Origin of the sequence: Stenotrophomonas chelatiphaga, from assembly GCF_032054965.1 — a bacterium.
GTDB lineage: Bacteria > Pseudomonadota > Gammaproteobacteria > Xanthomonadales > Xanthomonadaceae > Stenotrophomonas > Stenotrophomonas chelatiphaga.
This window is the reverse complement of the sequence record NZ_DAMBRS010000008.1, coordinates 66479-93026: the sequence shown is the minus strand read 5'-3', so window position 1 is coordinate 93026 and position 26548 is coordinate 66479. Positions and strand designations below refer to the sequence as shown.

General features: G+C 66.9%; 22 protein-coding genes. 8 read left to right on the top strand and 14 right to left on the bottom strand.

Going from position 1 to position 26548, the window contains the following annotated elements; genetic code table 11:
* Positions 1-2: 2 nt before the first annotated feature.
* Positions 3-1979, bottom strand: a complete 1977-nt coding sequence (locus RTX79_RS11660; RefSeq protein ID WP_312683864.1) for a transglycosylase SLT domain-containing protein — start codon at positions 1977-1979, stop codon at positions 3-5.
* A 211-nt stretch (positions 1980-2190) separates the two neighbouring features.
* Here RTX79_RS11660 and RTX79_RS11655 point away from each other — a divergent pair, with 211 nt between their 5' ends.
* Positions 2191-5064, top strand: a complete 2874-nt coding sequence (locus RTX79_RS11655; protein WP_428695997.1) for a TonB-dependent receptor — start codon at positions 2191-2193, stop codon at positions 5062-5064.
* 138 nt (positions 5065-5202) lie between these two features.
* Here RTX79_RS11655 and fhuE read toward each other — a convergent pair whose 3' ends face one another.
* The 5 genes from fhuE to RTX79_RS11630 all read right to left on the bottom strand — a co-directional run bounded on the left by fhuE (position 5203) and on the right by RTX79_RS11630 (position 10866).
* Positions 5203-7362: a ferric-rhodotorulic acid/ferric-coprogen receptor FhuE gene (fhuE, locus tag RTX79_RS11650; RefSeq protein ID WP_312683861.1), complete on the bottom strand. Its 2160-nt coding sequence runs from the start codon at positions 7360-7362 to the stop codon at positions 5203-5205.
* Between the two features lie 244 nt (positions 7363-7606).
* Positions 7607-8344 carry an endonuclease/exonuclease/phosphatase family protein gene (locus tag RTX79_RS11645; protein ID WP_211260379.1) on the bottom strand — a complete coding sequence of 246 codons (738 nt, stop codon included), beginning with the start codon at positions 8342-8344 and terminating at the stop codon, positions 7607-7609.
* Between the two features lie 52 nt (positions 8345-8396).
* Complete coding sequence (locus RTX79_RS11640; RefSeq protein ID WP_312683858.1) at positions 8397-9218, bottom strand: thiol:disulfide interchange protein DsbA/DsbL; 822 nt, start codon at positions 9216-9218, stop codon at positions 8397-8399.
* Positions 9219-9318: 100 nt separating this feature from the next.
* Positions 9319-9966 carry a thiol:disulfide interchange protein DsbA/DsbL gene (locus tag RTX79_RS11635; protein ID WP_312683855.1) on the bottom strand — a complete coding sequence of 216 codons (648 nt, stop codon included), beginning with the start codon at positions 9964-9966 and terminating at the stop codon, positions 9319-9321.
* A 102-nt stretch (positions 9967-10068) separates the two neighbouring features.
* Positions 10069-10866, bottom strand: a complete 798-nt coding sequence (locus RTX79_RS11630; protein WP_312683853.1) for a c-type cytochrome — start codon at positions 10864-10866, stop codon at positions 10069-10071.
* A 124-nt stretch (positions 10867-10990) separates the two neighbouring features.
* Here RTX79_RS11630 and yihA point away from each other — a divergent pair, with 124 nt between their 5' ends.
* Positions 10991-11590, top strand: a complete 600-nt coding sequence (gene yihA, locus RTX79_RS11625; protein ID WP_042614138.1) for a ribosome biogenesis GTP-binding protein YihA/YsxC — start codon at positions 10991-10993, stop codon at positions 11588-11590.
* A gap of 103 nt (positions 11591-11693) precedes the next feature.
* Here the strand turns inward: yihA and RTX79_RS11620 are convergent, their stop codons facing one another.
* Positions 11694-12665 carry an MBL fold metallo-hydrolase gene (locus tag RTX79_RS11620; RefSeq protein WP_312683852.1) on the bottom strand — a complete coding sequence of 324 codons (972 nt, stop codon included), beginning with the start codon at positions 12663-12665 and terminating at the stop codon, positions 11694-11696.
* 294 nt (positions 12666-12959) lie between these two features.
* Entirely contained in the window at positions 12960-13808 is an 849-nt protein-coding gene (locus RTX79_RS11615; protein WP_312683851.1) for a helix-turn-helix transcriptional regulator, read from the bottom strand.
* Positions 13809-13960: 152 nt separating this feature from the next.
* On the opposite strand from RTX79_RS11615, the gene RTX79_RS11610 reads away from it, so the two are divergent.
* Entirely contained in the window at positions 13961-15325 is a 1365-nt protein-coding gene (locus tag RTX79_RS11610) for a glutamate--cysteine ligase (RefSeq protein WP_057508431.1), read from the top strand.
* Positions 15326-15426: 101 nt separating this feature from the next.
* Here the strand turns inward: RTX79_RS11610 and RTX79_RS11605 are convergent, their stop codons facing one another.
* On the bottom strand, positions 15427-16479 hold the full coding sequence (locus tag RTX79_RS11605; protein ID WP_312683849.1) for an NAD(P)-dependent alcohol dehydrogenase: 1053 nt from the start codon (positions 16477-16479) through the stop codon (positions 15427-15429).
* A 104-nt stretch (positions 16480-16583) separates the two neighbouring features.
* Between RTX79_RS11605 and RTX79_RS11600 the strand changes: the two genes are divergently transcribed.
* The 5 genes from RTX79_RS11600 (at position 16584) to fghA (ending at position 22150) form a co-directional block, all read left to right on the top strand.
* On the top strand, positions 16584-17471 hold the full coding sequence (locus tag RTX79_RS11600; protein WP_312683847.1) for a LysR family transcriptional regulator: 888 nt from the start codon (positions 16584-16586) through the stop codon (positions 17469-17471).
* Between the two features lie 379 nt (positions 17472-17850).
* Positions 17851-19755 carry a pyridoxal phosphate-dependent decarboxylase family protein gene (locus RTX79_RS11595; protein ID WP_312683846.1) on the top strand — a complete coding sequence of 635 codons (1905 nt, stop codon included), beginning with the start codon at positions 17851-17853 and terminating at the stop codon, positions 19753-19755.
* 79 nt (positions 19756-19834) lie between these two features.
* The gene (locus RTX79_RS11590) at positions 19835-20110 is read left to right on the top strand and encodes a metal/formaldehyde-sensitive transcriptional repressor (protein ID WP_312683845.1); all 276 of its coding nucleotides are present in this window, start codon (positions 19835-19837) and stop codon (positions 20108-20110) included.
* A 91-nt stretch (positions 20111-20201) separates the two neighbouring features.
* Positions 20202-21311: an S-(hydroxymethyl)glutathione dehydrogenase/class III alcohol dehydrogenase gene (locus RTX79_RS11585; RefSeq protein ID WP_057508427.1), complete on the top strand. Its 1110-nt coding sequence runs from the start codon at positions 20202-20204 to the stop codon at positions 21309-21311.
* Positions 21312-21325: 14 nt separating this feature from the next.
* A complete protein-coding gene (gene fghA, locus RTX79_RS11580) occupies positions 21326-22150 on the top strand; it encodes an S-formylglutathione hydrolase (RefSeq protein WP_312683844.1) in 825 nt (274 codons plus the stop codon).
* A 54-nt stretch (positions 22151-22204) separates the two neighbouring features.
* Here the strand turns inward: fghA and RTX79_RS11575 are convergent, their stop codons facing one another.
* The 5 genes from RTX79_RS11575 to RTX79_RS11555 all read right to left on the bottom strand — a co-directional run bounded on the left by RTX79_RS11575 (position 22205) and on the right by RTX79_RS11555 (position 26535).
* Positions 22205-23065: a PA4780 family RIO1-like protein kinase gene (locus RTX79_RS11575; protein WP_312683843.1), complete on the bottom strand. Its 861-nt coding sequence runs from the start codon at positions 23063-23065 to the stop codon at positions 22205-22207.
* 125 nt (positions 23066-23190) lie between these two features.
* Positions 23191-23526 carry a hypothetical protein gene (locus RTX79_RS11570; protein WP_057508424.1) on the bottom strand — a complete coding sequence of 112 codons (336 nt, stop codon included), beginning with the start codon at positions 23524-23526 and terminating at the stop codon, positions 23191-23193.
* Between the two features lie 73 nt (positions 23527-23599).
* Positions 23600-24541, bottom strand: a complete 942-nt coding sequence (locus tag RTX79_RS11565; RefSeq protein ID WP_312683842.1) for a DegV family protein — start codon at positions 24539-24541, stop codon at positions 23600-23602.
* 93 nt (positions 24542-24634) lie between these two features.
* The gene (locus RTX79_RS11560; RefSeq protein ID WP_312683841.1) at positions 24635-25264 is read right to left on the bottom strand and encodes a 2-hydroxychromene-2-carboxylate isomerase; all 630 of its coding nucleotides are present in this window, start codon (positions 25262-25264) and stop codon (positions 24635-24637) included.
* Positions 25265-25296: 32 nt separating this feature from the next.
* Positions 25297-26535: an amidohydrolase family protein gene (locus tag RTX79_RS11555; RefSeq protein WP_312683952.1), complete on the bottom strand. Its 1239-nt coding sequence runs from the start codon at positions 26533-26535 to the stop codon at positions 25297-25299.
* Positions 26536-26548: the final 13 nt, after the last annotated feature.

Here is a 26548-nt window from a genome sequence, read left to right as displayed (position 1 = left end):
CCTCAATCCGCCTTGGCGCCCGCCGCGGAGGTACAGGTGAACTTCTTGCGGGTGTCCACCAGCTTGCCCATCAGCCGGTCGCTCAGCGGCAGGGCATCGCCGTTGAGGCGCCAGTCGTAGATCACGCTGAAGGCCAGCACGCGGGCCACGTACTCGCGGGTTTCCTTGTAGCTGATGGTCTCGATCCACAGGTCCGGATCAAAGCCCGGCCGCTGGGTCTGCCAGCGCGCGGTCGGCGTGGGGCCGGCGTTGTAGGCGGCGATGGTGACGTAGGGCAGGCCGTCGTACTTGTTCATCAGCTGGCGCAGGTAGGCGGTGCCGATGGCGATGTTGGTGTCCGGGTCGTACAGGCTGGCTGCGCCACCGTAGCTGGTCAGCCCGATGTTCTTTGCCACCGCGGCGCCGGTGGTGGGCAGCACCTGCATCAGGCCCATCGCGTTGGCGGGCGAGCGCGCATTGGGGCTGAAGATGCTCTCGGCACGGATTTCCGCGGCCACCCAGGCCGGATCGATCGCGTTGCGCGCGGCCTCGCGGCGGATGCTGCCGTCGTGGTGCAGCGGGAAGCGCAGGTGGTACAGCCGCTGTTCGTCCGGCTGCTTGCCGAGCGAGAACACCGCGCGATCAAACCAACCATTTTCCTGCGCCACTTCCACCGCCAGGCGGCGCTGGGTGTCGTCGAACTTCGCCAGGGCGCTGTTCCATTCGGCCGTCGCCCAGCTGGCGCGGTCGATGCGGTACAGCTCCATGGCGCGCACGATGGTCGGATCACGCGCTACGGCGGCACGCGCCGATGCGCTGTCATTGGGCTTCCACGGGCACAGCATGTAGGGCTGTTCCAGCTTGTCGGCGGCCAGGAATCCATGGAAGGTCGGAGAGCTGGCGGCGCGCGCGAACACCGGCTTGGCCTGCGCCGCCTGGCCGGTCTTTTCCAGCATGCGGGCTTCGAAATAGGTCCAGCGCGAATCTGCACGCTGGGCCGGGCCCATCTTGCGGATGGCGACCAGCGTGGCCGGCCAGTCACCGCGTGACATCGCTTCGCGAACACGCCATTCGTGCAGGCGCTCGTCATACGCCGAATCCGGCACGGCGTTGAGCCGGCGCGCCGAATCGGGCAGGTAGGAAGCCACCGTCCAGAGGGCAATCTGGTACCGCACCTGGGCCTGCTGGTCCGCACTCAGGCCGAGGGCCTGCGCGTACTGCGGCAGCTGCTGTTCGGTGGCGTCTGGATTGGCCTTGGCCAGCTTCTGCAGCCCATCGGTGGCAATGCGCCGGCTGCGTTCGTTGCGTGGCCAGTTAAGGGCCTTTGCGCTGGGGGCATCCACAAAGGCGGCGTAATCGGTGGCCAGGGCGAGGTCGGCCGCGGGCAGGCCGCGTGCGGCACTGCGCATCACCGCCGGCTGCCCGGCATCGGCGGCGGCGTCCACGCGCTCCCAGCGCAATGCGTCGGTCATGCCGCCCTGCGCCTGCAGCACGGCGAACACCGCATCGCAGCCATCGGGCAGCGATTTGCCGGCTTTGCGCCACAGGTCCTGCGCCGCGCTGGTCCACTGCGCATCGGCCTTGCCGGTGGCCTGTTGCGCGGTCAGCTGCGCACAGCGCAGGCCGACGTTTTCGGTGGGCGCCCAGTTGGCCAACAGGGTCGACCAGTCCTGGCGGCGGGCGACTGCCGGCAGCCACACGCTGCGGAACGTGGTGGCCACGGCCTGGCCGTCGTAGCGCTTGAGGAAGGCCTGCGCCTGGTCATTGCTGACCGTTTCGATGTTGCGTCGCAGGTTCGCGTATTCCAGCCAACCGTAGGCCGGGTTGCGGCTCAGCGTGCCGGCCTGGGCCGCATTGAACTGGCCGCGTTCGGCATCGGCGATGGCCGTCTTCAGCTGCGCGCGCTGGGCATCGGAAGACTGGGCGAAGACGCTGGGCGCGGCGCAGGACAACGCCGCGGCGGCAAGCAGGGACAGGGCAGGGCGAGAGTGTCGAGTCATGCGGGCAGCATAGCCGCTGGCGCCTGAATTCTGCTGTTCACGCCGGTGTCTGTTGGGCCGTACCCGCGATCGCTTATTCCAATTCGGCTTTGTGCAGCCGAAGTGAAAGCGAGGCACCGGTCACGTCGCGTCTTTTACAAGTTGTTTACAACTAGGACGTTGTGTGAGTTCCGCAGTTGATTGGTACGCCCATCTGGAGAGAGAGAAGCGAATGAACAACCTGCATTACCGCCCCTTGGCGGTCGCTGTATCCCTGTGCGTCGGCCTGATGTCGTCTGTCGGCGCCATGGCCCAGGAGACCCCCCGTGTCGCCACCGAGCTGGATCGTGTCGAGGTCACCGGGTCGCGCATCAAACGCGCCGAAGTCGAGGGCCACCTGCCGATCCAGACCCTCACCCGCACCGAGATCGAACGCACCGGCCTGACCTCCATCGGCGAGGTGCTGCAGCAGCTCACCGGTTCCGGCTCGGCGCTGAATGCCAAGTTCAACTCGTCGGGCAACTTCGGCTTCCCGCCGGATGGCAGCGGCGTCGGTGCCGGCTCGGCGCAGGTCGATCTGCGTCACCTGGGGGCCAAGCGCGTGCTGGTGCTGGTCGATGGCATCCGCTGGGTCAATGAATCGTCCGCATCCGGCGTCGGCTCGGCGACCGATCTCAACACCATTCCGCTGGCCATCGTGGAACGCATCGAAGTGCTGGAAGACGGCGCCTCGTCGCTGTATGGCTCCGATGCCATCGCCGGCGTGGTCAACATCATCACCCGCCGCAATTTCGATGGCGCACAGGTGACGATGAACTACGGCGAGTACAGCAAGGGCGATGGCACGCAGAAGGGCATCGACCTTGCCTGGGGCACGCAGGGCGACCGTTACAGCCTGTTCCTGGGGGCGAGTTATACGAAGCAGGATCCGGTGTATGCACGGACCCGTGAGCAGTCGCGCTTTCCAGTTCCCGGCACTGGCTTGACCTTCGGTAGCGGCGGTATTCCCCAGGGCCGCTTCCGCTTCATCGATCCGAACACCGGCGCCGTGCAGGACCTTGTACCGAACAATGGCGCAAGCACGCCGAACTACGATGGCAGCGCGGGTTGCAGCCGCACTGATGATTATCACTGCTTCACGACTGCGGACCGTTTCAACTTCGCCGAGTACAATCTGCTGTTGACGCCGTCCGAGCGCAAGGGCGTGTTCGGTCAGTTCCGCTTCGACATTACCGACAACTTGCAGTGGTACGTCAAGGCGCTGGGCAACCGCCGCGAATCGACCAATCAGGCGGGCCCCGAGCCGCTGTTCTTCGGACCCGATGGCGCCACCGGCAACCCGCTGGCGGACAACATCACCATCTCGGCATTGAACCCGTTCAACCCGTTCGGCTTCGATCTCGTTTCCTCCGACAACATGCAATTCATCGGGCGTCGCCCGGTCGAAGGTGGCGCGCGCGTGTTCGAACAGGAGGTCAATACCAGCTATTTCGCAACGGGTCTGGTGGGTGATTTCGAAGCGGCGGATCGTAGCTGGTTCTGGGACGTCAACGGCATGTACAGCAAGAACAAAGCCGAGCAGACCAACTACGGCAGCTACAACATCTTCAACATCGCCACCGCGCTGGGCGATCCGGCGGTATGTGCATCAACACCGGGCTGCGTGCCACTGAACATCTTCGGCGGTGTCGGCAGCATCACCCCGGAGATGCTGCAGTGGATCCAGCCGGTGGTGCGTGACCGCAGCCAGAACGAACTGAGCCTGTTCACCGCCAATCTGTCCAGTGAGCTGTTCACTCTGCCGGCCGGACCGGTGGCCTTTGCCACGGGTTACGAGTACCGCAAGTACGAGGGCTCCTACCAGCCCGATCCGCTGACCGTGATCGGCCATTACAACGGCGTCCCGTCGCTGCCGACGTCGGGTTCCTACGACGTCAATGAAGCCTACCTGGAGCTGAGCATCCCGATCTTCGCCAAGAGCGCGCTGGGCGAGAAGCTGGACCTGAGCCTGGCCGGACGCTACTCGGATTACTCCACCTTCGGTGGTGAGTTCACGCCGAAATACGGCCTGCGCTGGCAGGTGACCGATGACTTCGTGCTGCGCACCAGCTACGCCGAAGGTTTCCGCGCGCCGTCCATCGGCGAACTCTACGGTTCGGCGGCTCGCGCCGACCTGCAGATCTTCGACCCGTGCTCGATCGGCCTCGGCGGCGACGCGCCGCGGGGCAATGCCGCCAACTGCGCGGCGCTGGGCGTTCCTGGCGGATTCCAGTCGGCCAACTCGCAGATTTCGGTCACCACCGGCGGCAACATCGAGCTGGATCCGGAGCACTCGCGCAGCTTCAGCGCCGGCTTCGTGTGGAGCCCGTGGTTCGCCAACAACACCGAGTGGTCCGAGCGCTTCGACGTGGAGGTGACGTTCTACCGCCACACCATCGAGGGCGCCATCCAGGCGATCAACGCACAGACCCAGCTGGACCTGTGCGTGGATTCGCTGGACCCGCTGTACTGCAACGGCATCACCCGCGCCAACACCGGTGCGATCAGCAGCTTCAACAACCGGCTGACCAACCTGGGTTCAATCAAGACCGATGGCTGGGACGTGGACCTGTTCTACACCCTGCCGCAGACCGACATCGGCCAGTTCAAGCTGGGCTGGCAGAACACCTTCGTCGGACGTTACGAGGCCCTCGGCGCGGCCGGCCAGCGGCAGCCGCAGGAACCGGGCGTGGAAGTGGCCGACAGCTCCATTCCCGAATGGACCAGCAATGCCAGCGTGTCGTGGGCGCTGGACAACTGGAACGCTTCGTGGACGGTGCGGCACATCTCCGAGCTGACAGAGCAGTGCGGCGATGCGTCCGCGTTCCCGATCTGCAGCGACCAGGTAGCCGGCACCAACAAGCTGGCTGCCACCACCTTCCATGACATGCAGGTGGGCTACAAGGTCGACTGGATGAAGGGCCTGCAGCTGAGCCTGGGTTTGAACAACGTGTTCGACAAGGATCCGCCGATCTGCCTGTCGTGCTCGTTGAACGGCTACGACGCCTCCACGTACGACATCCCGCGTGGACGCTTCTGGTACGCCCGCGCGGACCTGCGTTTCTGATGTAGAAAGAGGCTGCAGGAGGGGTCAGAGTCCTTTCGCTGTGCGAAAGGACTCTGACCCCGGACCTCCGGATGCAAAAAGGGTCGGAGTCCTTCCGCCATCCGGAAGGACTCCGACCCCTGTTTCAGCCAGCCGTGATCAGAAGTTGTAGGTGAACGTCAGCGAGCCATTACGCCCGTCGCCATACGCGCCATAGCCGTTGATCTGCGAGAAGTACTGCTTGTCCAGCAGGTTGTTGAGGTTGGCCTGCACGCTGAACTCCGGCGAGATGCGGTATCGCACGAAGGCGCTGACCAGCGCGTAGCCGTCCTGCTCGATACGGCCGTAAGCCGGCACCGGGTAGTAGATGCCGTTCTGCCAGTTGGCACCACCGCCGACGGTCAGTGCGGTCAGCGACTGCGGGGTGTAGCTGGTGAACAGCTTGATCGTGGTCTGCGGCAGGTTGGTGTTGATGTTGGCGCCGTTGATGTCCTTGGCCACGTAACGCGATGCACCGAAGGTGGCGTTCCAGCCCGTAGCCAGTTCACCGTTCACCTCGAATTCGAAACCGCGGCTCACCGTGCCGCGTGCGGCGACGTAGGCGAACTCGCCCGGACGGCTCGGGATCGGCTCGCTGGTGACCTGCGCCACGTTGTCCTGCTCGATGCGGAACGCGGCGACGGAGGCATTCAGGCGGTTGTCGAACCAGGCGCCCTTGACGCCGATTTCGTAGTTCTTGCCGTCTACCGGATCCAGGTAGCTGCCGTTGCGATCGCGCGCGGTCTGCGGCTGGAAGATCTCGGTGTAGCTGGCGTAGGTGGAGTAGGTATCGTTGATGTCGAATACCAGGCCCGCATACGGGGTGGTGACCTTGTGCGCGCGGTCGTTGCCTTCGCCTTCGCTCTTCCAGTCGGTGTAACGCGCGCCGATGATCAGCTTGAGCGGGTCGGCCAGTGACAGACGGGTGGCGGCATAGCCGGCCTTCTGGGTGATGGTGCCTTCGCTCTGCAGCGGCAGGGTACCGACCCAGTTCGGCTCCGGGAAGTCGCCCACGCCGGCCAGGTAGTTGTCCAGCGGCGCCCAGCCGACCTGGTAATCGCCGTAGTTGGCGAACTCGCGCTTGTTGTAGCTCGCACCTGCCATGAACTGGTGCTCACGGCCGAACAGCTGGAACGGACCTTCCGCGAAGCCGTCCACCGCATTGACCTTGCGCTCGGTGTTGTAGAAACCAGCGGAGGGCGAAACGCCGGCGCCGGTGTTCTTGTCCAGCAGCGAGGCGCCGGTGGTCCAGTCGTTGTAGGCGGGGTAGAACAGCTTGTCGTCGGCCTTGGTGGTGTCATGCGTCGCGCCGAGCTTGACCTTCCAGTCATTGGCGAAAGCATGTTCCAGCGTGGCGAACAGACGCTTGCTGGTGGTATCCCAGTAGGTCCAGCCCGGGTTGGCGCTGAACGATTCGTCGAACGGGGTCGGGCTGCCGTCGGAGAACAGCATCGGGAAGCCGCCCCAGGTAGCGCCGTTGGCACGCTTCTGCTGGTAGTCGTAGCCCACGCTGAGCTGGGTGTCCGGGGTCAGGTCGGCATCGATGACCGCATAGCCCAGCGTCTTGTGCTGGTTGTAGCGATCCATCTGCGATTCGGTGTCCAGGTAGCTGCCGATCACGCGGGCGCGCACCGAGCCACTGGCATTCAGCGGCGTGGTCACGTCCACGGTGCTGCGGGTGCGGCCCCAGCTGCCCACGTTGACCGACACGTTGCCGGTCAGTTCGGCGCTGTCGGCATGCTTGCGGATCAGGTTCACCGAAGCCGACGGATTGCCGGCGCCGGTCAGCAGGCCGGTCGCGCCGCGCACCACTTCAACGCGGTCGTACAGGGCCAGGTCCAGGCCGGAATCGCCGTAGCTCCAGTTCTGCACCATCTGGGTGGGCAGCCCGTCGAACTGGTAACTGTCGATGTAGAAACCGCGCGCGTAGAACTCGGTGCGCTCGGTATCGGACTGGGTGCTGCTGATGCCGGTGGTGTTGGCCAGCACGTCGATGATGTCGTCGAGGTTCTGGTCCTCGATGCGCTGGTGGCTGATGATGCTGATCGACTGCGGGATCTCGCGCGGGGCCAGGTCGAAGCGCGTGCCGGCCGAGGTGCGACGGACCGAATAGCCTTCGGCGCGCTCACCCTTGACCACGATGCCATCCAGCGTGGTGGCGGAGCTGCCATCGGGCGTGTCGGTGCTCTGCGCGAAGGCGGGCGCGGCAGCCAGGCTGCACAGGGCAACCATCAGGGCCTGCGGCAGGCGGCGCAGGGCGAGGGGGGCGGGACGGGTCATCGGCATCAACCAGGCAGGTCGCTACAGGCGCCTGGCCGGGGATCCCTGGTGGCCAGACGGAGCGGGAAAAAGGGGGGAGAGCTAAGACGCGCCCGCACCATCCTGTGCGATCACGATCACACTATGATAATGGGACTGATTCGCATCATCAATGGCATCGCTGACATGTCTTGGGGACGGCCGCTGGCCGTCCATGCCTGAACAGGTGAACTGAAGAGGCCGACCCGCAGTCGGCTGTACCGACTCAGCGCAGTGCGCTGGCCGGGACGTCGATCGACATGGCCAGGGCCAGGTGATCGGAGAAGGCCGCGGGAACGGCTTCGATGCTGCGCTGCTGCAGGCTGCTGCTGACCAGGATGTGGTCGATGGCCCGGTCCGGGCGCCAGCTGGGGAAGGTGGGCACCACGCAGCCCGGGGGCTGCAGGGTGGTCTTCTGGTACAGCACCTGCATTTCCGGGCGCTCGGCCAGGCAGTTGAAATCGCCCATCAGCACCGCATTGGGGTGGTCGGACAGCATCTCGGCGATGAAGGAAAGCTGCGACAGCCGGGAACCGGCACCCAGTGACAGATGCGCCACGGCCACCGCCAGCCCGTCGGCGCCGTCGCCGAATTTGGCCAGCAGCACGCCGCGTCCGCCGATCCGGCCGGGCAAGGCATGGTCCTGGACCTCCACCGGCTCCAGCCGGCTCAGCAGGCCGTTGGCCGATGAGGCCACCCCGCCCATGCGCCGGTTCGGCTGGTGGCTCCAGTAATTGAAGCCGGCGCGTTCGGCCAGGTAGTGGGTCTGGTTGGTGAAACCCGAGCGCAGGCTGCCGGGATCGGCTTCCTGCAGGCCGACGATGTCGTGCCCGCGGGCAAGCGTGGCGATCGCATCCAGACTGCTGCGCTTGCGACCCGCCGGCAGCGCATGTGACCAGCTGCGGGTCACGTAGTCGCTGTAACGGCGGGTGCTCGAGCCGGCCTGGATGTTGGCCGTCAGCAGGCGCAGGGTGCGTGATGTGGGGGAATTCACGACGGGATGCGCTTGTCCGGGATCAGTTGCCGGCCTTGGCCGCACGCTCACGCGCGATCAGGTGGTCGGCGATGCGCAGGTAGTCCGGGAACGACTTGCCCTTCACCAGGTACTTGCCGTTGATGATCAGCGACGGGGTGCCGGAGATCTTGCTGCGCTGGGCGAACTGCTTGGCGGCGTTGGTCTTGGCATTGACCGCGAAGCTGCTCATGGCAGCGCTGAACTGCTTGGCGTCCACGCCGTGCTTGGCGTAGAAGGCGGCGATGTCATCGACCGAATCACGGCCGCGCTCGCCCTTCAGGGTCTGCTCGGCGTGGATGGCGGCGTAGACGGCTTCATGGGTCTTTTCCTGCACGCCCAGGGTCTGCGCGGCGTAGAACGCACGGGCGTAGTCATCCCAGGTACCGCCGAACATGGCCGGCACGTAGATGAAGTTCACATCACCCGGCAATCCGGCCTTCCACGGGCCCACCAGCGGCTGGAACGCGGCACAGGCCGGGCAGACATAGCCGAAGATCTCCACCACTTCGACCTTGCCCGCCACCGGCTGGAACGGCTGGCCGTTTTCGATCACCACGTAGTCCGTGCCGGCGACCGGCTCTGGACCGGTCAGGCGCATCGGCGCATCGTTGGCGGCCGCCGGCGCGGCTTCGCTGCCCGCCGCCTGCTCGGTGCCAGCTGCCTGTTCACTGGTGGCCGGTGCGGCGGCATCCGTTGCCGGGGCAGTTTCGGCGGCCGGGGCCGCTTCGGTCGGGGCGGCGACGTTGGCGGTGCCGTCGTCGGCCTTGCAGGCGGCGAGAATCGGCAGCAGGGCCAGCAGGGTGAGGGCGAAACGGGTCTTCATCAAAGCTTCTCCAGCAATGGTTGAGGCCGGCGTCGGGCGCCGGCCAGGAACGAATGATGACACGCAGGCGCATGGGCGCCGCGTGTGGATGGCGTGTGGTTCAGCGGGCCTTGCCGGAGCGGGCCTGCGCGATCAGCGCCGAGGCGATGCGCAGCTGCTCTTCGGCACTGTTGCCCTTGACCAGGAACTGGCCATTGATGACCAGGCTGGGCGTGCCCGGGATCCGGGTGCGGCGGGCGAAGTCGCGCGCTGCGCTGACCTTGGCCTGTACCGCCTCGCTCTTCAGCGCGGCCACGTAGGCCGCCTCGCTCACGCCGTATTGCTTGTAGAAGGTCGCCAGCTCGTCGGCCGACACGTTCTGCATCGGCAGGCTGCGGTCTTCGTGCAGCGCCTTGAACACCGCGCCGTGGCTGCGCTTGGCGACGCCCAGCTGGTCAGCGGCGTAATACGCCGTGGCCCAGGCATCCCACGGCCCGCCAAACGCCGCCGGTACCGGCGTGAAGCGCACGTCCTTGGGCAGCTTGGCGACCCAGGCGACCAGCTGCGGTTCGAAGTGCGCGCAGTGCGAGCACGTGTAACCGAACACTTCGACGACTTCGATCTTGCCGGCCAGCGGCTGGAACGGGCCGGGCTGGGCGATGCGCTCGTAATCGCGACCTTCCTGCAGGTCGGTCGCGGCCGGCGCAGCGGACAGGGCCAGCGGCAGCAGCGCCAGCAGGGACAGCAACAGACGGGGAATCAACCTCATCGACACGCATCTCCATGAAAACAGGTGCCGGCGGGTGCCGGCGCGGAGATGAACATACCTCAGCCAGCGCCCGCGGGGGATACCGCAGGCGATGGGCGGTCGTCAGGGGGCGGCCGTCGGTGCCGCCGCGGTGGCCTGTGCGGCGACATCGTCGGCGCGGTCGTGCAGGCCCTGCAGGTAGCTGCCCAGCGCCTGGATTTCCTGTTCGGTGAGCTTGGCCGCCACGCTGGCCATGATCTCGAAGTGCGCCTTGTCGGTCTCTCCGCTGCGCCCGGCCTGGTACTCCTGCAGGCGGCGGGACACATAGCTGGCGTGCTGGCCGCCGATGTGCGGGTAGGCCGGGCCGGGATTGCCGGCGCCGGTCGGGCCATGGCAGGCCATGCAGGCCGGCAGGCCGCGCGCCACGTCGCCGCCACGGTACAGCTGCTGGCCGATCTCATAGAACTTCAGCCCCTTGTAGGGGCCATCGGCGACGACGGTGTCATCGGCGATGCCGGCAGCGGCTTTCTGGGTGGCGAAGAAGGCGCCGATGTCGCGCATGTCCTGCGCGGTGAGGTCCTTGACGAAAGGCACCATGGCGACCGCCGCGCCCGAGGTGCGCTGCCCGGTGGCGATCAGTGCCATCTGCTGGGCGGAATAGCGTTCGCTCTGGCCGGCGATGCTCGGGTACATCTCGATGCTCGCGTTGCCGTCGGCGCCATGGCAGGCGGCGCACGCCGCAGCCTTGGTCTGGCCGGCCTTGGCGTCGCCCCATTCGGTCTTGCTGAAGTCGATTTCCAGCGATGCGGTCTGGATCGGGCCGTTGTCCGGCAGCGGGGTGATGCTGGTCTGCGCCCAGGCGGCAGCACCCAGGATGGATATGGCGACAGCGGAAACGGCAATAACGCGAGCGTGGCGCATGCTGGAGCTCCGTTCTGGTCCGGCCAGGCCCTCCGCCCGGATACGCCGGATTATCAACGCCGGTTCATGGCACGGTCAAACAATGGTCGGGCGCGCGGCGGCGCAACATGCGATCCTATGCGTCATGTCTCTTCTCATCGAACGCGCGCACTACTTCGTTTCGGCCCACAACATGCGGCAGCTGCCGCCTGATGAAGGCGCCGAGGTGGCGTTTGCCGGCCGCTCCAACGCCGGCAAGTCCAGTGCCCTGAACGCCCTTACCCGCCAGAACGCGCTGGCCCGTGTGTCCAAGACCCCTGGTCGGACCCAGCAGCTGGTGTTCTTCCGGGTCACCCCGGAAGCCCATCTGGTGGATCTGCCCGGCTACGGCTACGCCAAAGTGCCGCTGGACCTGCAGGCGCACTGGCAGGCCTTCATCGACCAGTACTTCCGCACCCGGCAGGCCCTGCGCGGCCTGGTGGTGGTGATGGACATCCGTCATCCGCTGAAGGAATACGACCGGCAGATGCTGTCCTATGCAGTGCAGCGCGGCCTGCCGGCGCATGCGCTGTTGACCAAGGCCGACAAGCTCAGCCGCAGCCAGCAGATGATCTCGTTGAACAAGGTCAAGAAAGAGCTGCACGAAGCTTTCGGCGATACCGTCGGCGTGCAGGTGTTCTCCGGCGAAAGCCGGCTGGGCGTGGACGAAGCACGCGGCATCATCGGCGGCTGGCTGGGGCTCTGAACCCCGCAGGGAAAAAGATCCGGGTGCGGGTAGTGACGGCCGCTGGCCGTCATCCAGGTTGAAGCAAGGACGGCCAGCGGCCGTCCCTCCCGATCCAACCCGGTCAAAGCGGCGAATACTCCGCCGGCACCCACGCATACGCCTCACCTTCGCTGCGCACGTGGCCCAGCCCCGGGAACGGCAGGTGCGCGCCTGCAACCCACCATCTTCCCTGCGTGGCCTGCGCCAGCATCGCCGTGCGGCTGTGGATCGCTGCGCGCCGGTCGCTGTCGGCTTCGAACGAGGCATCGGGGTGGGCGAACTGCACCGCGTGGTAATGCAGCACGTCGCCCCACACCAGCAGTGACTGGCCTTGGCTGTCGAAACGGAACGAGACGTGCCCGGGGGTGTGGCCGTGGGTATCCAGTGCGACCGCATGGCCTGGCAGTGCGTCGCCCGGGGCGAAGGTGCGCAGCCGGTTGCCGGCCTGGTAGGGCGCGGCAGCGCTGCGCGCCAGCGCGAAGGCGAAGCGCACGCCCTGCGGCGCGGTGTTTTCGCTGGCAGGATCCAGCCAGTAGTCCGCGTCGGCCCTGGACAACCAGACGGTGGCGTTGGGATAGGCGATCGCACCGTGCGCATCGACGATGCCGCACAGATGGTCGGGGTGGGCGTGGGTCAGCAACACGTCATCGACGTCGGCCGGGTCCACGCCGGCCGCGCGCAGGTTGGCCAGCACCTGTCCCAACCCGGGGCCGAAGCACTGTGCGGTGCCCGCGTCGACCAGGGTCAGGTGGTCACCTTCGCGGATCAGGAAGGCGTTCACTGCCGTCTGCAGGCCCTTCGCACTTTCGGGCACGTAGCGGTCCTGCAGGGCGCGGGTGACGATGGCCGGGTCGACCCCGACCAGCTCCCTGCGGGCCAGTGCCACGACGCCATCGAACAGCGCGGTGACCTGGAGGGCGCCGATGCGCTGGTCGTAGACGCCGGGGACCTGTTCGGCGCGGGGCGGCGCAAGGGTGCCGGCCAGGGCGGCCGTAGGCGAGGCCCACAGGGTAAGCAGCAGGGCGCTGGCCAGCGCGGAGCGTTGCAGGGACATGGCGGTTCGGCCTGGTTGCGCGGGACATTCCGCTGGACGCAATCGTCGCGTGGCGCGGCGGTGCGATGTGCTCAAACTGGTGCGCATGGCGCTCGATGACGCCCGATCCATCTCCGGTAGTGACGGCCGCTGGCCGTCTGCTTCTGCTGTCGGTGGATGACAACCGCAGGTCGTCACGCTGCTGCCCGCCGCTGCGCTCGCCAAGCTTCGCTATGCCGGTCGTCCTGACCGGCACCCTGCGGGCCGTCGCAAGCGACGTTGGCGGCGGCTCCTGCCGCCGCCTTCGGCGCTACCTCAGGCCCGTCCGATATCCGACGGGTGCAGGCCGTAACGCTCGACGAAGCGCTTGCTGAAGCTCGGCAGCGAGCGGTAGCCCGCCCGCGCGGCGACCGCTTTCAGCGGCAGCGCGGTGGTGTACAACAGGCCCATCGCGTGGGCCAGCCGCGCTTCGGTCAGCAGCTGGCGCAGGCTGGTGCCTTCGCTTGACAGCCGCCGTCGCAGGGTGGCCCCGCTGATGGCAAGTGCGGCTTCCACATCGTGGGATTGCCAGTCGCGCGCCGGCTCTGCGGCCAGGCGGTCGCGCACCTGTTCGGACAGCGTCGGTTGCGGCGCCAGCAGCAGGCTGCCATGACCCTGCCGGGCCAGGGTGATGGCGAAGCTGGCCAGGGCCAGCCGCGCCTCGCTGTAATGGCCATCCTGCAGCGCCTGCCGCCAGCGCCGCAGCAGCGCACCGTGCGCGTCCAACGGCAGGCGTGCCAGCGCCTCGCCCGCAGCGGGCAAGGGCTCGTTCCACAACGTGCGAGCGGCGGCCAGCGCCTCGCTGCAGAACGGCACCACGGCGCTGGTATAGCGTCCGCAACGTGCGTCGGGCAGGTTGACCACATCGATGCGGCAGCGACGGCTGATCAGGAAGATGTCGCCGGGCGCGAAATGCAGCGACTGGGTCGCCGTGCGTACACGCTTTTCGCCTTCCAGCAGGATCGCGAACTGCGGCTGGGGAATTTCCACCGAGCGTGCGCCGTGTTCGCGCAGGGCGGTGACGCAGGCATAACCTTCGGCACGCGCACAGTGGGCGAGGCTGGCCATGTCGGCCAGTACGCTGGCGGTGTCGGATTCGGCCATGGCGGGCGGGACGGACGTCATCCCTCCAGTGTACGAGGGTCAAGCCCCCGCAGGTGGGATGCTGAAGTCCGTCACGGAGGCGTGACGCGGGCAGGCCTCACGCTATAGTGCGCCCTTGTGATGACGGGGCCACAACCCCATTCCATCCGCCACCCCTTCAGCGAGCCTGTCCCTTGTCGAGCCCCAGCCACGTCGCGCAGACGCCCATCACTGACCGTTCGCAGCTGGTGGAGGTGATCGCCTCGGGAGAAAAGCCGCGCGCCGCCTGGCGCATCGGTACCGAGCATGAAAAATTCGGCTTCCGGCTGGACGACCTGCGTGCCCCCACCTTCGACGGCGAGCGCGGTATCGAAGCGCTGCTGCAGGGCCTGCAGCGGTTTGGCTGGGAAGCGGTGCAGGAAAAGGGCCGGACCATCGCCCTGCTGCGCGATGGCGCTTCGGTGACCCTCGAGCCGGCCGGCCAGCTGGAGTTGTCCGGCGCGGCAGTGGAGACCATCCACCACACCTGCGTGGAAACCGGCACCCATCTCAATGAAGTGGCGCAGGTCGCTGGTGAGTTGCAGCTGGGCTTCCTCGGCATGGGTTTCCAGCCGAAGTGGAAGCGCGATGAGATGCCGTGGATGCCGAAGGGCCGCTACCAGATCATGAAGAACTACATGCCCAAGGTCGGGTCGCTCGGCCTGGACATGATGACCCGCACCTGCACGGTGCAGGTCAACCTGGATTACGCGTCGGAAGCAGACATGGTGAAGAAGTTCCGCGTGTCGCTGGCGCTGCAACCGATCGCCACCGCGCTGTTCGCCGATTCGCCGTTCACCGAAGGCAAGCCGAACGGCTACCTCAGCTACCGTTCGCACATCTGGACCGACACCGATGCCGACCGCACCGGCATGCTCGATTTCGTGTTCGAGGACGGCTTCGGTTACGAGCGCTACGTGGATTACCTGCTCGATGTGCCGATGTACTTCTCTTACCGCGACGGCGTGTACCACGATGCCAGCGGCCAGAGCTTCCGCGATTTCATGGCGGGCAGGCTTCCGGTGCTGCCGGGCCAGTTGCCGACCCTGACCGACTGGGCCGACCACATGACCACCGCCTTCCCGGAAGTGCGGTTGAAGAAGTACCTGGAGATGCGCGGTGCCGACGGTGGCCCCTGGAGCCGCCTGTGCGCGCTGCCGGCGTTCTGGGTGGGCCTGCTGTATGACGATGAAGCCCTGGATGCGGCCTGGGACCTGGTGCGTGATTTCACCTTGGTCGAGCGCCACGCACTGCGCGATGGCGTGCCGAAGCATGCGATGAACCTGCCGTTCCGTAATGGCACGGTGCGGGATCTTTCGCGCGAGGCGGTCAGGATCGCCGTGGGCGGCCTGAAGCGCCGCGCTGCGTTGAACAGCGACGGCATGGACGAAAGCCATTACCTGGACGTGCTGCAGGAAATCGTCGAGTCCGGCCTGACCCCGGCCGAGCGCAAGCTTGCGCTGTTCCATGGGCGCTGGAATGGCGACGTGGACCACGTGTTCCGCGAATTCGCGTACTGATCATTTACCGGCCGGGCGGGCGTCCGGCCACGTTGAAAAGAGATAAAGGCAGGGGTCAGGGTCCTTTCGCTATGCGAAAGGACCCTGACCCCGTTTACTGATCAGCCCTTGATCGAGGCCATGTCGATCACGAAGCGGTAGCGGACATCGTTCTTCGCCATGCGCTCCCAGGCTTCGTTGACGTCCTGGATGTTGATCAGTTCCACGTCGCTGACGATGCCGTGCTCGGCGCAGAAATCCATCATCTCCTGGGTTTCCGCCATGCCGCCGATCGCCGAACCGGTCAGGTGCTTGCGGCCGAAGATCACGCTCACGCCGGTCAGCGGCGGGTCGAGTTCGGTCAGCACGCCCACCAGGCACATCGTGGCATCGCGCTTGAGCAGGCCCATGTACGGGTTGGTGTCATGCCCGACCGGGATGGTGTTGAGCAGGAAGTCGAAGCTGCCCGCGTGGGCCTTCATCTGCTCCGGATCACGCGAGACCAGCACCTCATCGGCGCCCAGGCGCGTGGCATCGGCGCCCTTTTCCGGGGTGGTGGTGATCATCACCACGTGCGCGCCCAGTGCCTTGGCGAACTTCACGCCCATGTGGCCCAGGCCGCCCAGACCGATCACGCCGACCTTCTGGCCGGGTCCGACCTTGAAATGCTTCAGCGGCGAATAGGTGGTGATGCCGGCGCACAGCAGCGGAGCGGCGGCCTTCAGGTCCAGCGTCTCGGACACCTTCACCACGAAGCGCTGCTCGACCACGATGTGGTCGGAATAGCCGCCCTGGGTGGGCTCCCCGGTATGGCGGTCGGTGCCGTTGTAGGTGAAGGTCGAGCCTTCGGCGCAGTACTGTTCCAGATCGGCGTTGCAGGCTTCGCAGTGGCGGCAGGAATCGACCATGCAGCCGACGCCGGCGAAGTCGCCGACCTTCAGCTTGGTGACCTCGGCGCCGACTTCGACCACCTTGCCGATGATCTCGTGACCGGGAACCATCGGGTACTTGGCGCCGCCCCAGTCATCGCGGGCCTGGTGCAGGTCGGAGTGGCAGATGCCGCTGTACAGGATCTCGATGCGGACGTCGCCGGCGGCGACGGCGCGGCGCTCGAAGGTGAACGGAACCAGCGGCGCGGTAGTGGAGTGCGCGGCATAGGCTTTGGCGAGGGACATGGGGGATCCTTGGCAGGGTTTATGGAAAGGCGCTTTACAATACGCCCACGGCGGCGTGCCTTGTAGGCCGTTGATCGGGATGATTCATCAAGGCGGACTGGACAATGGCGACGGATAACCTCACCCATCTCGCGGCGTTTGCCGCCGTGGCACGCCATCGCAGCTTCCGCCGCGCCGGTGCCGAACTGGCCTTGTCCACGTCCGCGGTGAGCTATGCCATCCGCGCGCTGGAAGAGCGGCTGGGCGTCGGCCTGTTCCACCGCACCACGCGCAGCGTATCGCTGACCGAGGCCGGCCAGCGGCTGATGGAGCGGTTGCAGCCGGCACTGGGACAGGTGAGTGACGCGCTGGAGGAAATGAACCAGTTCCGCGCCACGCCGGCGGGGTTGTTGCGCATCAACGCGGCCCGTGCCGCCGTGCCGACCCAGCTCAGCCCGCGGCTGGCCGATTTCCTGCGCGCGCATCCGGACGTGCGCATCGAGGTGACCGAAAACGACGGTCTGGTGGATATCGTCGCCGAAGGATTCGATGCCGGGGTGCGCCTGCACGAGTTCGTGCCTGAAGACATGGTGGCGGTGCCGCTGGGCCCACCGCTGCGCGGCATGATCGTGGCCTCGCCCGCCTACCTGGCCCAACATGAGACCCCGCAACACCCGCGCGACCTGCTGCGGCACCAGTGCGTGCGCTTCCGCTTCGCCAGTGGCCATCTGTACAAGTGGCAATTCGAGCGGGGCGAAGAAACGTTGGAGATCGACGTGCAGGGCAGGATCACCTTGAGCGAGCAGACCACCATCCTGCGCGCCGTGCTCGACGGGCTCGGCATTGCCTACGTGTTGGAAGATGCCGCGCGCCCGTGGCTGGATTCCGGGCAGCTGGTCAGCATGCTGGAGGACTGGAGTCCGCCGTTCCCGGGGTTCGTGCTGTATTACCCGCGACAGCGGCAGATGACATCGGCGCTGAGGGCCTTCGTGGATCTGCTGCGCGGGACGTGAATGGCGCCAAGACGCCGCCTGCATCCGGGTCCGACCCCGCGCCGGCCATCGGGATGACGGGCGCGCGCGGGGCACTGCCGCACACCGATGACGGGTACCAACCGCAAGCGGGCCGTCGCCGGAAATCCGGATGCCTGGCTGGGCAGATTTCCTGCAATCGCCATCGGCCGCGCAACGCAGGATCACGCTGCTGCACGCGCTCCCGCTGGAAAGCAGGCGCCGACTGCCTGCGTTGCCGCGGCAGCACTCTTCTGCCACGGCAAAGGTGTCCACCCGCATGCAATCACACGCTTTCAATCCCGCCGCACTTACCCGGGCGTGGCCCGCTGCCGCCGCCGAGCTCCCCGCCAGGCCCGCGCTGCGGTCGATGCAGGATCCCATGGCTGCCTGCTTTCTCGGTCCCTTCGCGGACAACGATGGGGTCATCCAGGAGCTGCTCTACGACTTCTTCCGCGAACATGTCCAGTGGCGTCGAAGCCTGCACCCGCAGGGCGACACCCCCGTGCGAGACATGCCTGCTGCGTCGCCAAAATACCGTCAGCTGCAGAAGCGCATGGTCGAAGAACTCAGTGCACTGTCCAGTGCGCTGAAGGATTCAGTGCCTTTCCACAGCCCGCGTTACATCGGCCACATGTCATCGGACCTGCTGTTGCCTGGCCTGTTGGCGCAGATGCTGACGCTGCCTTACGACCCCAACAACATCAACACCGACTCCGGCGCGGTCACCATGCGCATGGAAATGGAGGTCGGCCTGCAATTGGCCCGCATGCTCGGCTGGCCCCACGACGTCAGGCAGCCGGACTGTGCCTTCGGCCATCTGACCTCCGGTGGCACCACCGCCAACTACCAGGCGCTGCGCCTGGCCATGTCACTGAAGGCCTGGCCGGTGGCGCTGCGCGCTGCCAAGGTGCCGGACATCCCCTTGCCGGTGGACGACGATGCGGCGTTCAACGGCGATCCCGCAGCCGGCATCGCGCTGTTCCAGCAATGGCAGGCGTGGACCGCCGCGCTTGCACCCGCTGATCGCCAGCGGTGGCGGGCCCGGGTCAGTCAGCAGCAGGTCGAAACGCTGGGCCTGAACGAGTTCTTCGCTCGCCATCCCACGCTCCGCGTTCCGCAGGTGCTGGCCTCGTCGACCGTTCACTATTCCTGGAACAAGGGCATGAAGCTGGTCGGCCTGGGGAAGGCGCAACTGCGGCTGCTGCGCACCCAGGGCATGCGCCTGGATATCGAGGCCTTGGACGAAGCGCTGCGCGACTGCGCGCGGAGGCGGCAACCGGTGCTGATGGTCGTGGCAGTGCTGGGCAGCACCGAGTACGGCAGCATCGATCCGGTGGAGGCGATTTGCGATGCGCGTGATCGCTCGACCCGCGCAGGGCTGGGCTTCGGCGTGCACGTCGATGCGGCGTGGGGCGGTTATCTGGCCAGCGTGTTCCGCCATGAAAGCGGGGCGCTGCGCTCGTTGCAGGACCTGCGCGCAGAGTATCGCGACTTCCCGCAGCCCTACGTCTACCGTGCGTTCGAGGGCCTGGCCCGGGCAGATTCGGCCACCGTGGATCCGCACAAACTGGGGTACCTGGCCTGCGGTGCAGGTGCCTTCGTGTGCCGTGACAACCGCGCCATGCCCCTGCTGGCCGAACAGGCCGACTACGTGTTCGCCGGTGATCCCGCGGCCGGCTACATCGGTCAGTACGCGCGCGTGGGCCAGTTCACCCCGGAGGGCTCGCGACCGGGCGCGATGGCTGCGGCGGCCTATGTCAGCCAGCGCGTGCTGCCGCTGGACCATGCCCATTTCGGCGTGCTGGTGCGTCGCACCCTCCTGGCCGCCGAGTTTTTCACACGCCAGGCGACGGACTTCGCCGAACGCGTCCGCGACGTGGTCAACGTGCTGGTGCCCTGCGAGCCGGACAGCAACCTGGTGTGCCTTGCCTTGAATCCGCAGGGCAACGACGGCATCGAAACCGCCAGCCGGTTCGTGCAGCGGCTCCACGACCGGCTCAGGCCGGATCCGGCGGGCAATGGGCGGTGCCCGGCCTTCATCGCCTCCAGTACCTCCCTGCGGGAGCAGGCAGTAGGCAGGCGGGACATGCAGCGCATCCTGCGCCAGCTCGGGCTCGACGGCGGCGAGCCCGGCAGCGTGGCCAGCCTGTCCATCCTGCGCCACTCGCTGATGAATCCCTTCCTGCTGCATGCCGAGGCTGCAGGGGAGCCGGGAAACCCCATCACGCAGTACTTCGTGCACCTGGAAGCGCTGGTGCGGGAGCTGGCGGCGGGCCAGGGCTGACCCTGCCTGGACAAGGGATGGACCGCCGCGACAGTCATCAATATACTGTCCCCCAGTATAGTTCCATGGCCGCTGCCCGATGCCGCACTCCGCTGAAGAAAAGAAGAAGGTCCTGGCCCGCGTGCGGCGCATCCGTGGCCAGTGCGATGCGCTGGACCGCGCGTTGGAATCCGGTGCCGACTGCGGTCCGGTGCTGCAGCAGATCGCGGCCATCCGCGGTGCGGTGAACGGACTGATGTCCGAAGTCATGGAAGCGCACCTGCGCGAGGAATTCGGCCAGCCCGCAACCTCCGACGAGCAGCGTGCCGAGCGCGTGCGCGACATGGGCGCGCTGATCCGCTCCTACCTGAAATGAACCGTGCCCGCCGCGTGCGGGCGCTCGTCAACACGCGCGCAACACGCGCCTGCCTACCCTTGTCCTTGCCCGTCCCCTGGAGAATCCCATCATGAAGTCCCGCGCCGCCGTAGCCTTTGGTCCTGGCCAGCCGCTGAAGATCGTCGAGATCGACGTCGCCCCGCCGAAGAAGGGCGAGGTGCTGGTCAGGATCACCCACACCGGTGTCTGCCACACCGATGCGTTCACCCTGTCCGGCGATGACCCGGAAGGCCTGTTCCCGGCCGTACTGGGCCACGAAGGTGCCGGGATCGTGGTGGAAGTGGGCGAGGGCGTGACCAGCGTGCAGCCGGGCGACCATGTGATCCCGCTGTACACCGCCGAATGCGGTGAATGCCTGTTCTGCAAGAGTGGCAAAACCAACCTGTGCGTGGCCGTGCGCGCCACCCAGGGCAAGGGCGTGATGCCCGATGGCACCACCCGCTTCAGCTACAACGGCGAGCCGATCTACCACTACATGGGCTGCTCCACCTTCAGCGAATACACCGTGGTGGCCGAAGTCTCGCTGGCCAGGATCAACCCTGAAGCCAATCCGGAGCACGTCTGCCTGCTCGGCTGCGGCGTCACCACCGGTATCGGTGCGGTGCACAACACCGCCAAGGTGCAGGAAGGCGACAGCGTGGCGGTGTTCGGGTTGGGCGGCATCGGCCTGGCGGTGATCCAGGGCGCGCGCCAGGCAAAGGCCGGGCGCATCATCGCCATCGACACCAACCCGTCCAAGTTCGAGCTGGCGCGTGAGTTCGGTGCCACGGACTGCGTCAACCCGAGCGAGCATGAAGCGCCGATCCAGCAGGTGGTCGTGGACATGACCGGCTGGGGCGTGGACCACAGCTTCGAGTGCATCGGCAACGTCAACGTGATGCGCGCCGCACTGGAATGTGCGCACCGCGGCTGGGGCCAGTCGGTGGTGATCGGCGTGGCCGGCGCCGGCAAGGAGATCTCCACCCGTCCGTTCCAGCTGGTCACCGGCCGTACCTGGAAGGGCAGCGCTTTCGGCGGGGTAAAGGGACGCAGCCAGCTGCCGGGCATGGTCGAAGATGCGATGAAGGGCGATATCGAACTGGCGCCGTTCGTCACCCACACCATGGAACTGGACAAGATCAACGAAGCCTTCGACCTGATGCATGAAGGCAAGTCGATCCGTTCGGTCGTGCATTTCTGATCATGGGACACGCCATGGAACGCATTGAACACCGCGCCTGTTTCGGCGGCTGGCAGGACGTCTACCAGCACCGTTCGGAGGTGCTGGACTGCGAGATGAAATTCGCGGTCTACCTGCCACCGCAGGCCGCCACGCAGAAGCTGCCGGTGCTGTACTGGCTGAGCGGACTGACCTGCAACGAACAGAACTTCATCACCAAGGCCGGTGCGCAGCGCTACGCTGCCGAGCACGGGGTCATCCTGGTCGCGCCGGACACCAGTCCGCGCGGCGATGACGTGGCCGATGCGGAAGGCTACGACCTGGGCAAGGGCGCGGGGTTCTACCTCAACGCCACCCAGGAACCGTGGGCGCGTCATTACCGCATGCACGATTACATCGTCGACGAGCTGCCGGCGTTGATCGAAGCGCATTTCCCGGCCACCGATGCGCGCGCCATCAGCGGTCATTCGATGGGCGGTCACGGCGCGTTGGTGCTGGCGCTGCGCAACCCCGGCCGCTATCGCAGCGTATCGGCGTTCTCACCGATCGTGGCGCCCAGCCAGGTGCCGTGGGGCGAGAAGGCGTTCAGTGCCTACCTGGGCACCGATCGCAGTGCTTGGTCGCAGTGGGATGCCACCGAGCTGGTGGCCACGGCAACCGAGCGCCTGCCGCTGCTGGTCGACCAGGGCGACGCCGATGAGTTCCTCGGCGGACAACTGCAGCCGCAGCGCCTGCAGGCCGCCTGCGAAGCCGTCGGCCACCCGCTGCAGTTGCGCCTGCAACCCGGGCATGACCACAGCTACTACTTCATCGCCAGTTTCATCGGCGATCACATCGCCCACCACGCCAAGGCGGTGTGATCGGGTAGCGCCGGGCATCGCGCCCGGCGCCATCGGACAGCGCGACCTCGCTGATCAGTCGTCGTCCTGTTCGGCGGCTTCGCGACCCTGCTGGCGGATCAGCGCTTCTTCGCGCGCATCGTTGATGGCGTGGCGGACGCTGTCCAGGTCGATGGTGGTTTCATCGTGGACGAAGGTGCCGGTCAGCGGCGAATCCGGCAGCAGGTCGCCGGCCTCGAACAGGGCCCACATCTCTTCGCCGTACCAGCTGTCCAGCAGCTCCGGGGCGAAGCGGCCCAGGTAGGCGGTGAGGTTGTTGACGTCGCGCAGCAGCATCGTGCGCGCGGCATTGTTGCCACCGGCGCTGACCACCTGCGGGAAATCGATGACCACCGGGCCATCGGGCCCGACCAGCACGTTGTACGGCGACAGATCGCCGTGGATCAGCCCGCAGCACAGCATGCGCACGACCTGGCGGACCAGGATCTGGTGGAACTCACGCGCCTGGTACGGCTCCAGCTCCACTTCGCCCAACCGCGCGGCGGAGAACCCTTCCGCATCGGTGACCAGTTCCATCACCAGCACGCCGTGGTAGTAGCCATGCGGCTCCGGCACACGGACCCCGGCGTCGCGCAGCTGGTAGAGCGCGTCGACTTCGGTATTCTTCCAGGCGGTTTCCTGCTGCTTGCGGCCGTACTTGCTGGCCTTGCCCACGGCGCGGGCTTCGCGGCTGCCACGGACCTTGCGGCCTTCCTGGTACTGCACGCGCTGCTGGAAGCTGCGCTGTGCCATGTCCTTGTAAACCTTCGCGCAACGTACATCGTCGCCGCTGCGCACCACGTACACAGCGGCTTCCTTGCCACTCTTGAGTGGGCGCAGCACTTCATCGATCACGCCGTCGTCGATCAGCGCCTGCAGGCCTTGGGGGGTCTTCACATAACCTCGGTGGGACGGCCAGCGCCAGAGGCGGGCCTGAAAGGAGGGTGATTTTCGCACCTTCCTGACCCGGCGGCCACCTGCCCCGTATGCAGACGCCGCCGGGCATGGCGCGGCGCTAGGACTCAGCGGACGTCGTGCAGGGTCCAGTGGGGGCCGGCGAGCAGGCGCAGGCGTTCCTTCAGGATCTCGCCCTTGATGGTGGTGCGGGCTTCAAGCTTGATCTGCAGGTCGTCCTGGGTGCCGGTCACGCTGGCGGCGGGGTCGGTGACGCCCCACTGTTCGGGCACCGCGTCCGGATCGGACTGCTTGGCCTTCCACTTGTCGAACAGGGTGGTGCTGGACAGCGCGTCCTGCAGCTGCGCGGCGAAGCCATCGGCGCCGTGGGCGGTGAAGGCGAGTTCGGGGTCGCTGCCGCGCGCCTTGGCGGGGTCCGGCAGGCTGATGTAGTACGTGGTCATCGGGATCTCCGTTCAATGCTGCAAGCGTTGCAGGCGGCCGGTGCACGGTGCGTGCAGGGCCGCCGCAGGCTACTCATTCGAACCGGTGCGGTCCATCGGCGAAACCGACCGTCAGTGCCCCTTTGCCCACGTTGACCATGCCGGTCAGGCTCATCACCGTTTCCAGCACCACCACGCCGTGGTCGCTGCAGACCTGGCGCAGCGAATCATAGCCGGGCAGGGCGCGCAGTTCGTCCAGTTCGCCGCCATAGCTCAGGCAGACCGCCGGGGTCATCAGCCCTGCACGTACGCGCTGGCCGACCACCTCGAACAGCTTGGCCACGGCATTGTCGAAGCCCTTGATCTTGGCCACCGGGCCGGTTTCACCCCGGTAGCCGTGCAGCACCGGCTTGATGTCCAGTGCACTGCCCAGCGCAGCGCTGATCAGGCCGACGCTGCGATCCCCTTTGTGGCGGGCGCGGGCGCGCATGTAGTACAGGTCGCGGGTGATCATGTAGCCGTGCACGTTGCCGGCCAGTTCTTCCAGCCGCTCGCGGATCTGCTGCACGCTGGCGCCGCTGTCGCGCAGCCGCACCGCTTCCACGGCGGTCACGGCCTGGGCGGCGAACAGGTTCTGGGTGTCGATCACCCGCAGCGCGAACGGCGAGTTGAAGCCGGCCGCCTGGCGCACCGGTTTGTAGTCGTTGAGGATGGCGAAGCTGGCCTGCAGCGCGTTGTCGTGGATCGGGCTGCGGGTCTTGGTGATGGTCATGCAGAACACGTGGTCATAGTCGATCACCAGGCGCTGCAGGAACAGGTCGCGGATCTGCTGGACGCTGAAGGGGATGGTCTCCGCCTCGGCGCCGTTCTCGGCCACGTGGGCATGCAGGAAGCTCAGCGTGGCCTGCTCGTCGCGATGGTCGGCGAGGATGGCTTCGCCGATCCGCACCGTGATCGGCAACAGGACGATGTTGTGCCGGGTGATGAAGTCCTGCGGCAGGTCGCAGGCCGAGTCAACGACGATTCCGATGCGCATTCGCAGGCCCCCTCCAGGCGCGTGTTCCGCTTCATAAGCGTGAAACGTATCGCACTTTCGGGAATTTCGCGCGTGCCATCGGCGTCCCGCTGCTCAGCGGCTGCGGTGCACCGCGACCGGCAGGGCCAGCAGCGCTTGCCACGCCGGCTGCTCCAGCAGCAGCGGATCGTCGAGCACGGCGGCCATCAACGGATGCGCATCATTGCCCCAGAACAACTCCCCGTCGATGGACAGGGTCGGTACCCCGAAGACACCCGCCGCGATGGCCGCCTCGGTATTGCGGCGCAGGGTTTCCTTGACGTCGAGCGCGCTGACCGCAGTGGCCGGATCGTCCACGCCGAGCTGGGCGGCCAGCGCCCCCAGCGTGCCCACGTCATCGGCGGCGCGGCCCTGCAGCCAGATCCAGTCGAAGATGGCATCCACCGCCACCGCACCGGACCCGGCAGCGATGCACAGCCGCAGGGCGGGCAGCGGATTGAACGGATGCGCCGGGGGGAAGCGCAGGCCGACGCCCTCCTGCGCAGCGGTCCAGGCCAGCTGGCGGTAGATGAAACGCCGCTTGGCCGGGATCTCCGCAGGGCCCAGGTTGCCAAGATGGTGCAGCACGGCCCCGAGCGCGATCGGGACCGGCTGGATGCGCGCGAACTGCGGCAGGGCCTTCAGCTTCTGCCAGTGCAGATAGGCGTAAGGGGAGACGAAATCGAAATACCAGCGCAGCGCCATCGCGTCGTCTCCTTGGGGCAGGGGCAGGTCAGTCAGGGCTGCGCGGTGCGCGGCAGGTAACGGTCGCGCAGTTCGGTCTGGCGCGAACGCATCGGCATCGCGCGCCCGCCCAGCCACACCTGCTCGGCATAGTGCGCTACGTCCAGCGGATCGCCTTCCCACAGCACCAGGTCGGCCAGCTTGCCCGGTTCGATGCTGCCGATGCGGTCGCCCACGCCCAGCGCCTGGGCGGGGACCCGGGTCAGGCCGGCCAGCCCATCGGCCCACGGCAGCCCATGCGCTACGGCATTGCCGGCCAGCTGGCGGACCTTGCGCGCGTTGTGCGAGGCATCGCCGGCCTGGGTAAAGCTTACCTCCACCCCGGCCCTGCGCAGCCGGGCGGCATTTTCCAGGGTCGCGCCGATCTGGTCGAAGGTGGTCGGCAGATTGCCCAGCGCATCGACGAAGACCGGAACGCGGGCCTGGGCCAGTTCGGGTGCCAGCTGCCAGGCCTCGGCGCCGCCGGCGATGGCGATCTTCACCTTCTCGCGTGCCGACCAGCGCAACAGCTGGCGGATGTCCGAGGCACGGTCCACTTCGATGATGATGCGGCCCTTGCCGGCCAGGTAGTCGGCCAGCGTGCGCCGGCCGGCGGGGGTGAGCAGGGCATGCGGTGAATCACTGCCGACGCGGCCACGGGCCTCGTCGATGACCTGCTGCAGCAGCATCCACTGCGCCGCGCGTGACTTGCCGGTCAGCTCCGCTGCCGCCGATCCCAGGCGCAGGTACAGGGTGCGCGGCCCGATCGGATCGGCACTGCCATCCAGCCGCACCACGCCGCCCTGCCCGGCGATGAAGCCGCCGCCGGTGTGCGCGCCCAGCGCGGTGAAGCCGATGCCTTCCACGCGAGCGACCGGCACCAGGATCGAGGCCGGGTTGTAGGCCAGGGTGACGTCGAACTCCGGCCGCAACGGCTGCTCACCGAGGGTCAGCGTGCTGTCCACCGTGCTCTCTTCGCCGGACACTTCCTCGATGCCGATTTCGGTGATGCCACCGAACAGCGCGGGCGTCAGCGGACGGCCATCGGCCTCCACCACCGCCACGCCGGCCGGTGCGGAAAGGCCGCTGCCGACCGACTGGATGACCCCGCCGCGCACCAGTACATCGGCGTTGGACAGGCTGCCGCGCGCGCTGGCGGTGTGCACCGTCGCGTTGCGGATCAGCAGGTCCTGCGCGGTGGCGGGCAGGGCGGCCAGGCCCAGCAGCAGGGCGAGGGCGTGCGCGGTCTTCATGCGTGCACGGATC

What these genes read in the sequence shown, in the direction of transcription:
- RTX79_RS11660 (WP_312683864.1), bottom strand. Translation starts at nt 1,979, where the DNA reads ATGACTCGACACTCTCGCCCTGCCCTGTCCCTGCTTGCCGCCGCGGCG.
- RTX79_RS11655 (WP_428695997.1), top strand. Translation starts at nt 2,191, where the DNA reads ATGAACAACCTGCATTACCGCCCCTTGGCGGTCGCTGTATCCCTGTGC.
- fhuE (WP_312683861.1), bottom strand. Translation starts at nt 7,362, where the DNA reads ATGACCCGTCCCGCCCCCCTCGCCCTGCGCCGCCTGCCGCAGGCCCTG.
- RTX79_RS11640 (WP_312683858.1), bottom strand. Translation starts at nt 9,218, where the DNA reads ATGAAGACCCGTTTCGCCCTCACCCTGCTGGCCCTGCTGCCGATTCTC.
- RTX79_RS11635 (WP_312683855.1), bottom strand. Translation starts at nt 9,966, where the DNA reads ATGAGGTTGATTCCCCGTCTGTTGCTGTCCCTGCTGGCGCTGCTGCCG.
- RTX79_RS11630 (WP_312683853.1), bottom strand. Translation starts at nt 10,866, where the DNA reads ATGCGCCACGCTCGCGTTATTGCCGTTTCCGCTGTCGCCATATCCATC.
- yihA (WP_042614138.1), top strand. Translation starts at nt 10,991, where the DNA reads ATGTCTCTTCTCATCGAACGCGCGCACTACTTCGTTTCGGCCCACAAC.
- RTX79_RS11620 (WP_312683852.1), bottom strand. Translation starts at nt 12,665, where the DNA reads ATGTCCCTGCAACGCTCCGCGCTGGCCAGCGCCCTGCTGCTTACCCTG.
- RTX79_RS11615 (WP_312683851.1), bottom strand. Translation starts at nt 13,808, where the DNA reads ATGACGTCCGTCCCGCCCGCCATGGCCGAATCCGACACCGCCAGCGTA.
- RTX79_RS11605 (WP_312683849.1), bottom strand. Translation starts at nt 16,479, where the DNA reads ATGTCCCTCGCCAAAGCCTATGCCGCGCACTCCACTACCGCGCCGCTG.
- RTX79_RS11600 (WP_312683847.1), top strand. Translation starts at nt 16,584, where the DNA reads ATGGCGACGGATAACCTCACCCATCTCGCGGCGTTTGCCGCCGTGGCA.
- RTX79_RS11595 (WP_312683846.1), top strand. Translation starts at nt 17,851, where the DNA reads ATGGCTGCCTGCTTTCTCGGTCCCTTCGCGGACAACGATGGGGTCATC.
- RTX79_RS11590 (WP_312683845.1), top strand. Translation starts at nt 19,835, where the DNA reads ATGCCGCACTCCGCTGAAGAAAAGAAGAAGGTCCTGGCCCGCGTGCGG.
- RTX79_RS11585 (WP_057508427.1), top strand. Translation starts at nt 20,202, where the DNA reads ATGAAGTCCCGCGCCGCCGTAGCCTTTGGTCCTGGCCAGCCGCTGAAG.
- fghA (WP_312683844.1), top strand. Translation starts at nt 21,326, where the DNA reads ATGGAACGCATTGAACACCGCGCCTGTTTCGGCGGCTGGCAGGACGTC.
- RTX79_RS11570 (WP_057508424.1), bottom strand. Translation starts at nt 23,526, where the DNA reads ATGACCACGTACTACATCAGCCTGCCGGACCCCGCCAAGGCGCGCGGC.
- RTX79_RS11565 (WP_312683842.1), bottom strand. Translation starts at nt 24,541, where the DNA reads ATGCGCATCGGAATCGTCGTTGACTCGGCCTGCGACCTGCCGCAGGAC.
- RTX79_RS11560 (WP_312683841.1), bottom strand. Translation starts at nt 25,264, where the DNA reads ATGGCGCTGCGCTGGTATTTCGATTTCGTCTCCCCTTACGCCTATCTG.
- RTX79_RS11555 (WP_312683952.1), bottom strand. Translation starts at nt 26,535, where the DNA reads ATGAAGACCGCGCACGCCCTCGCCCTGCTGCTGGGCCTGGCCGCCCTG.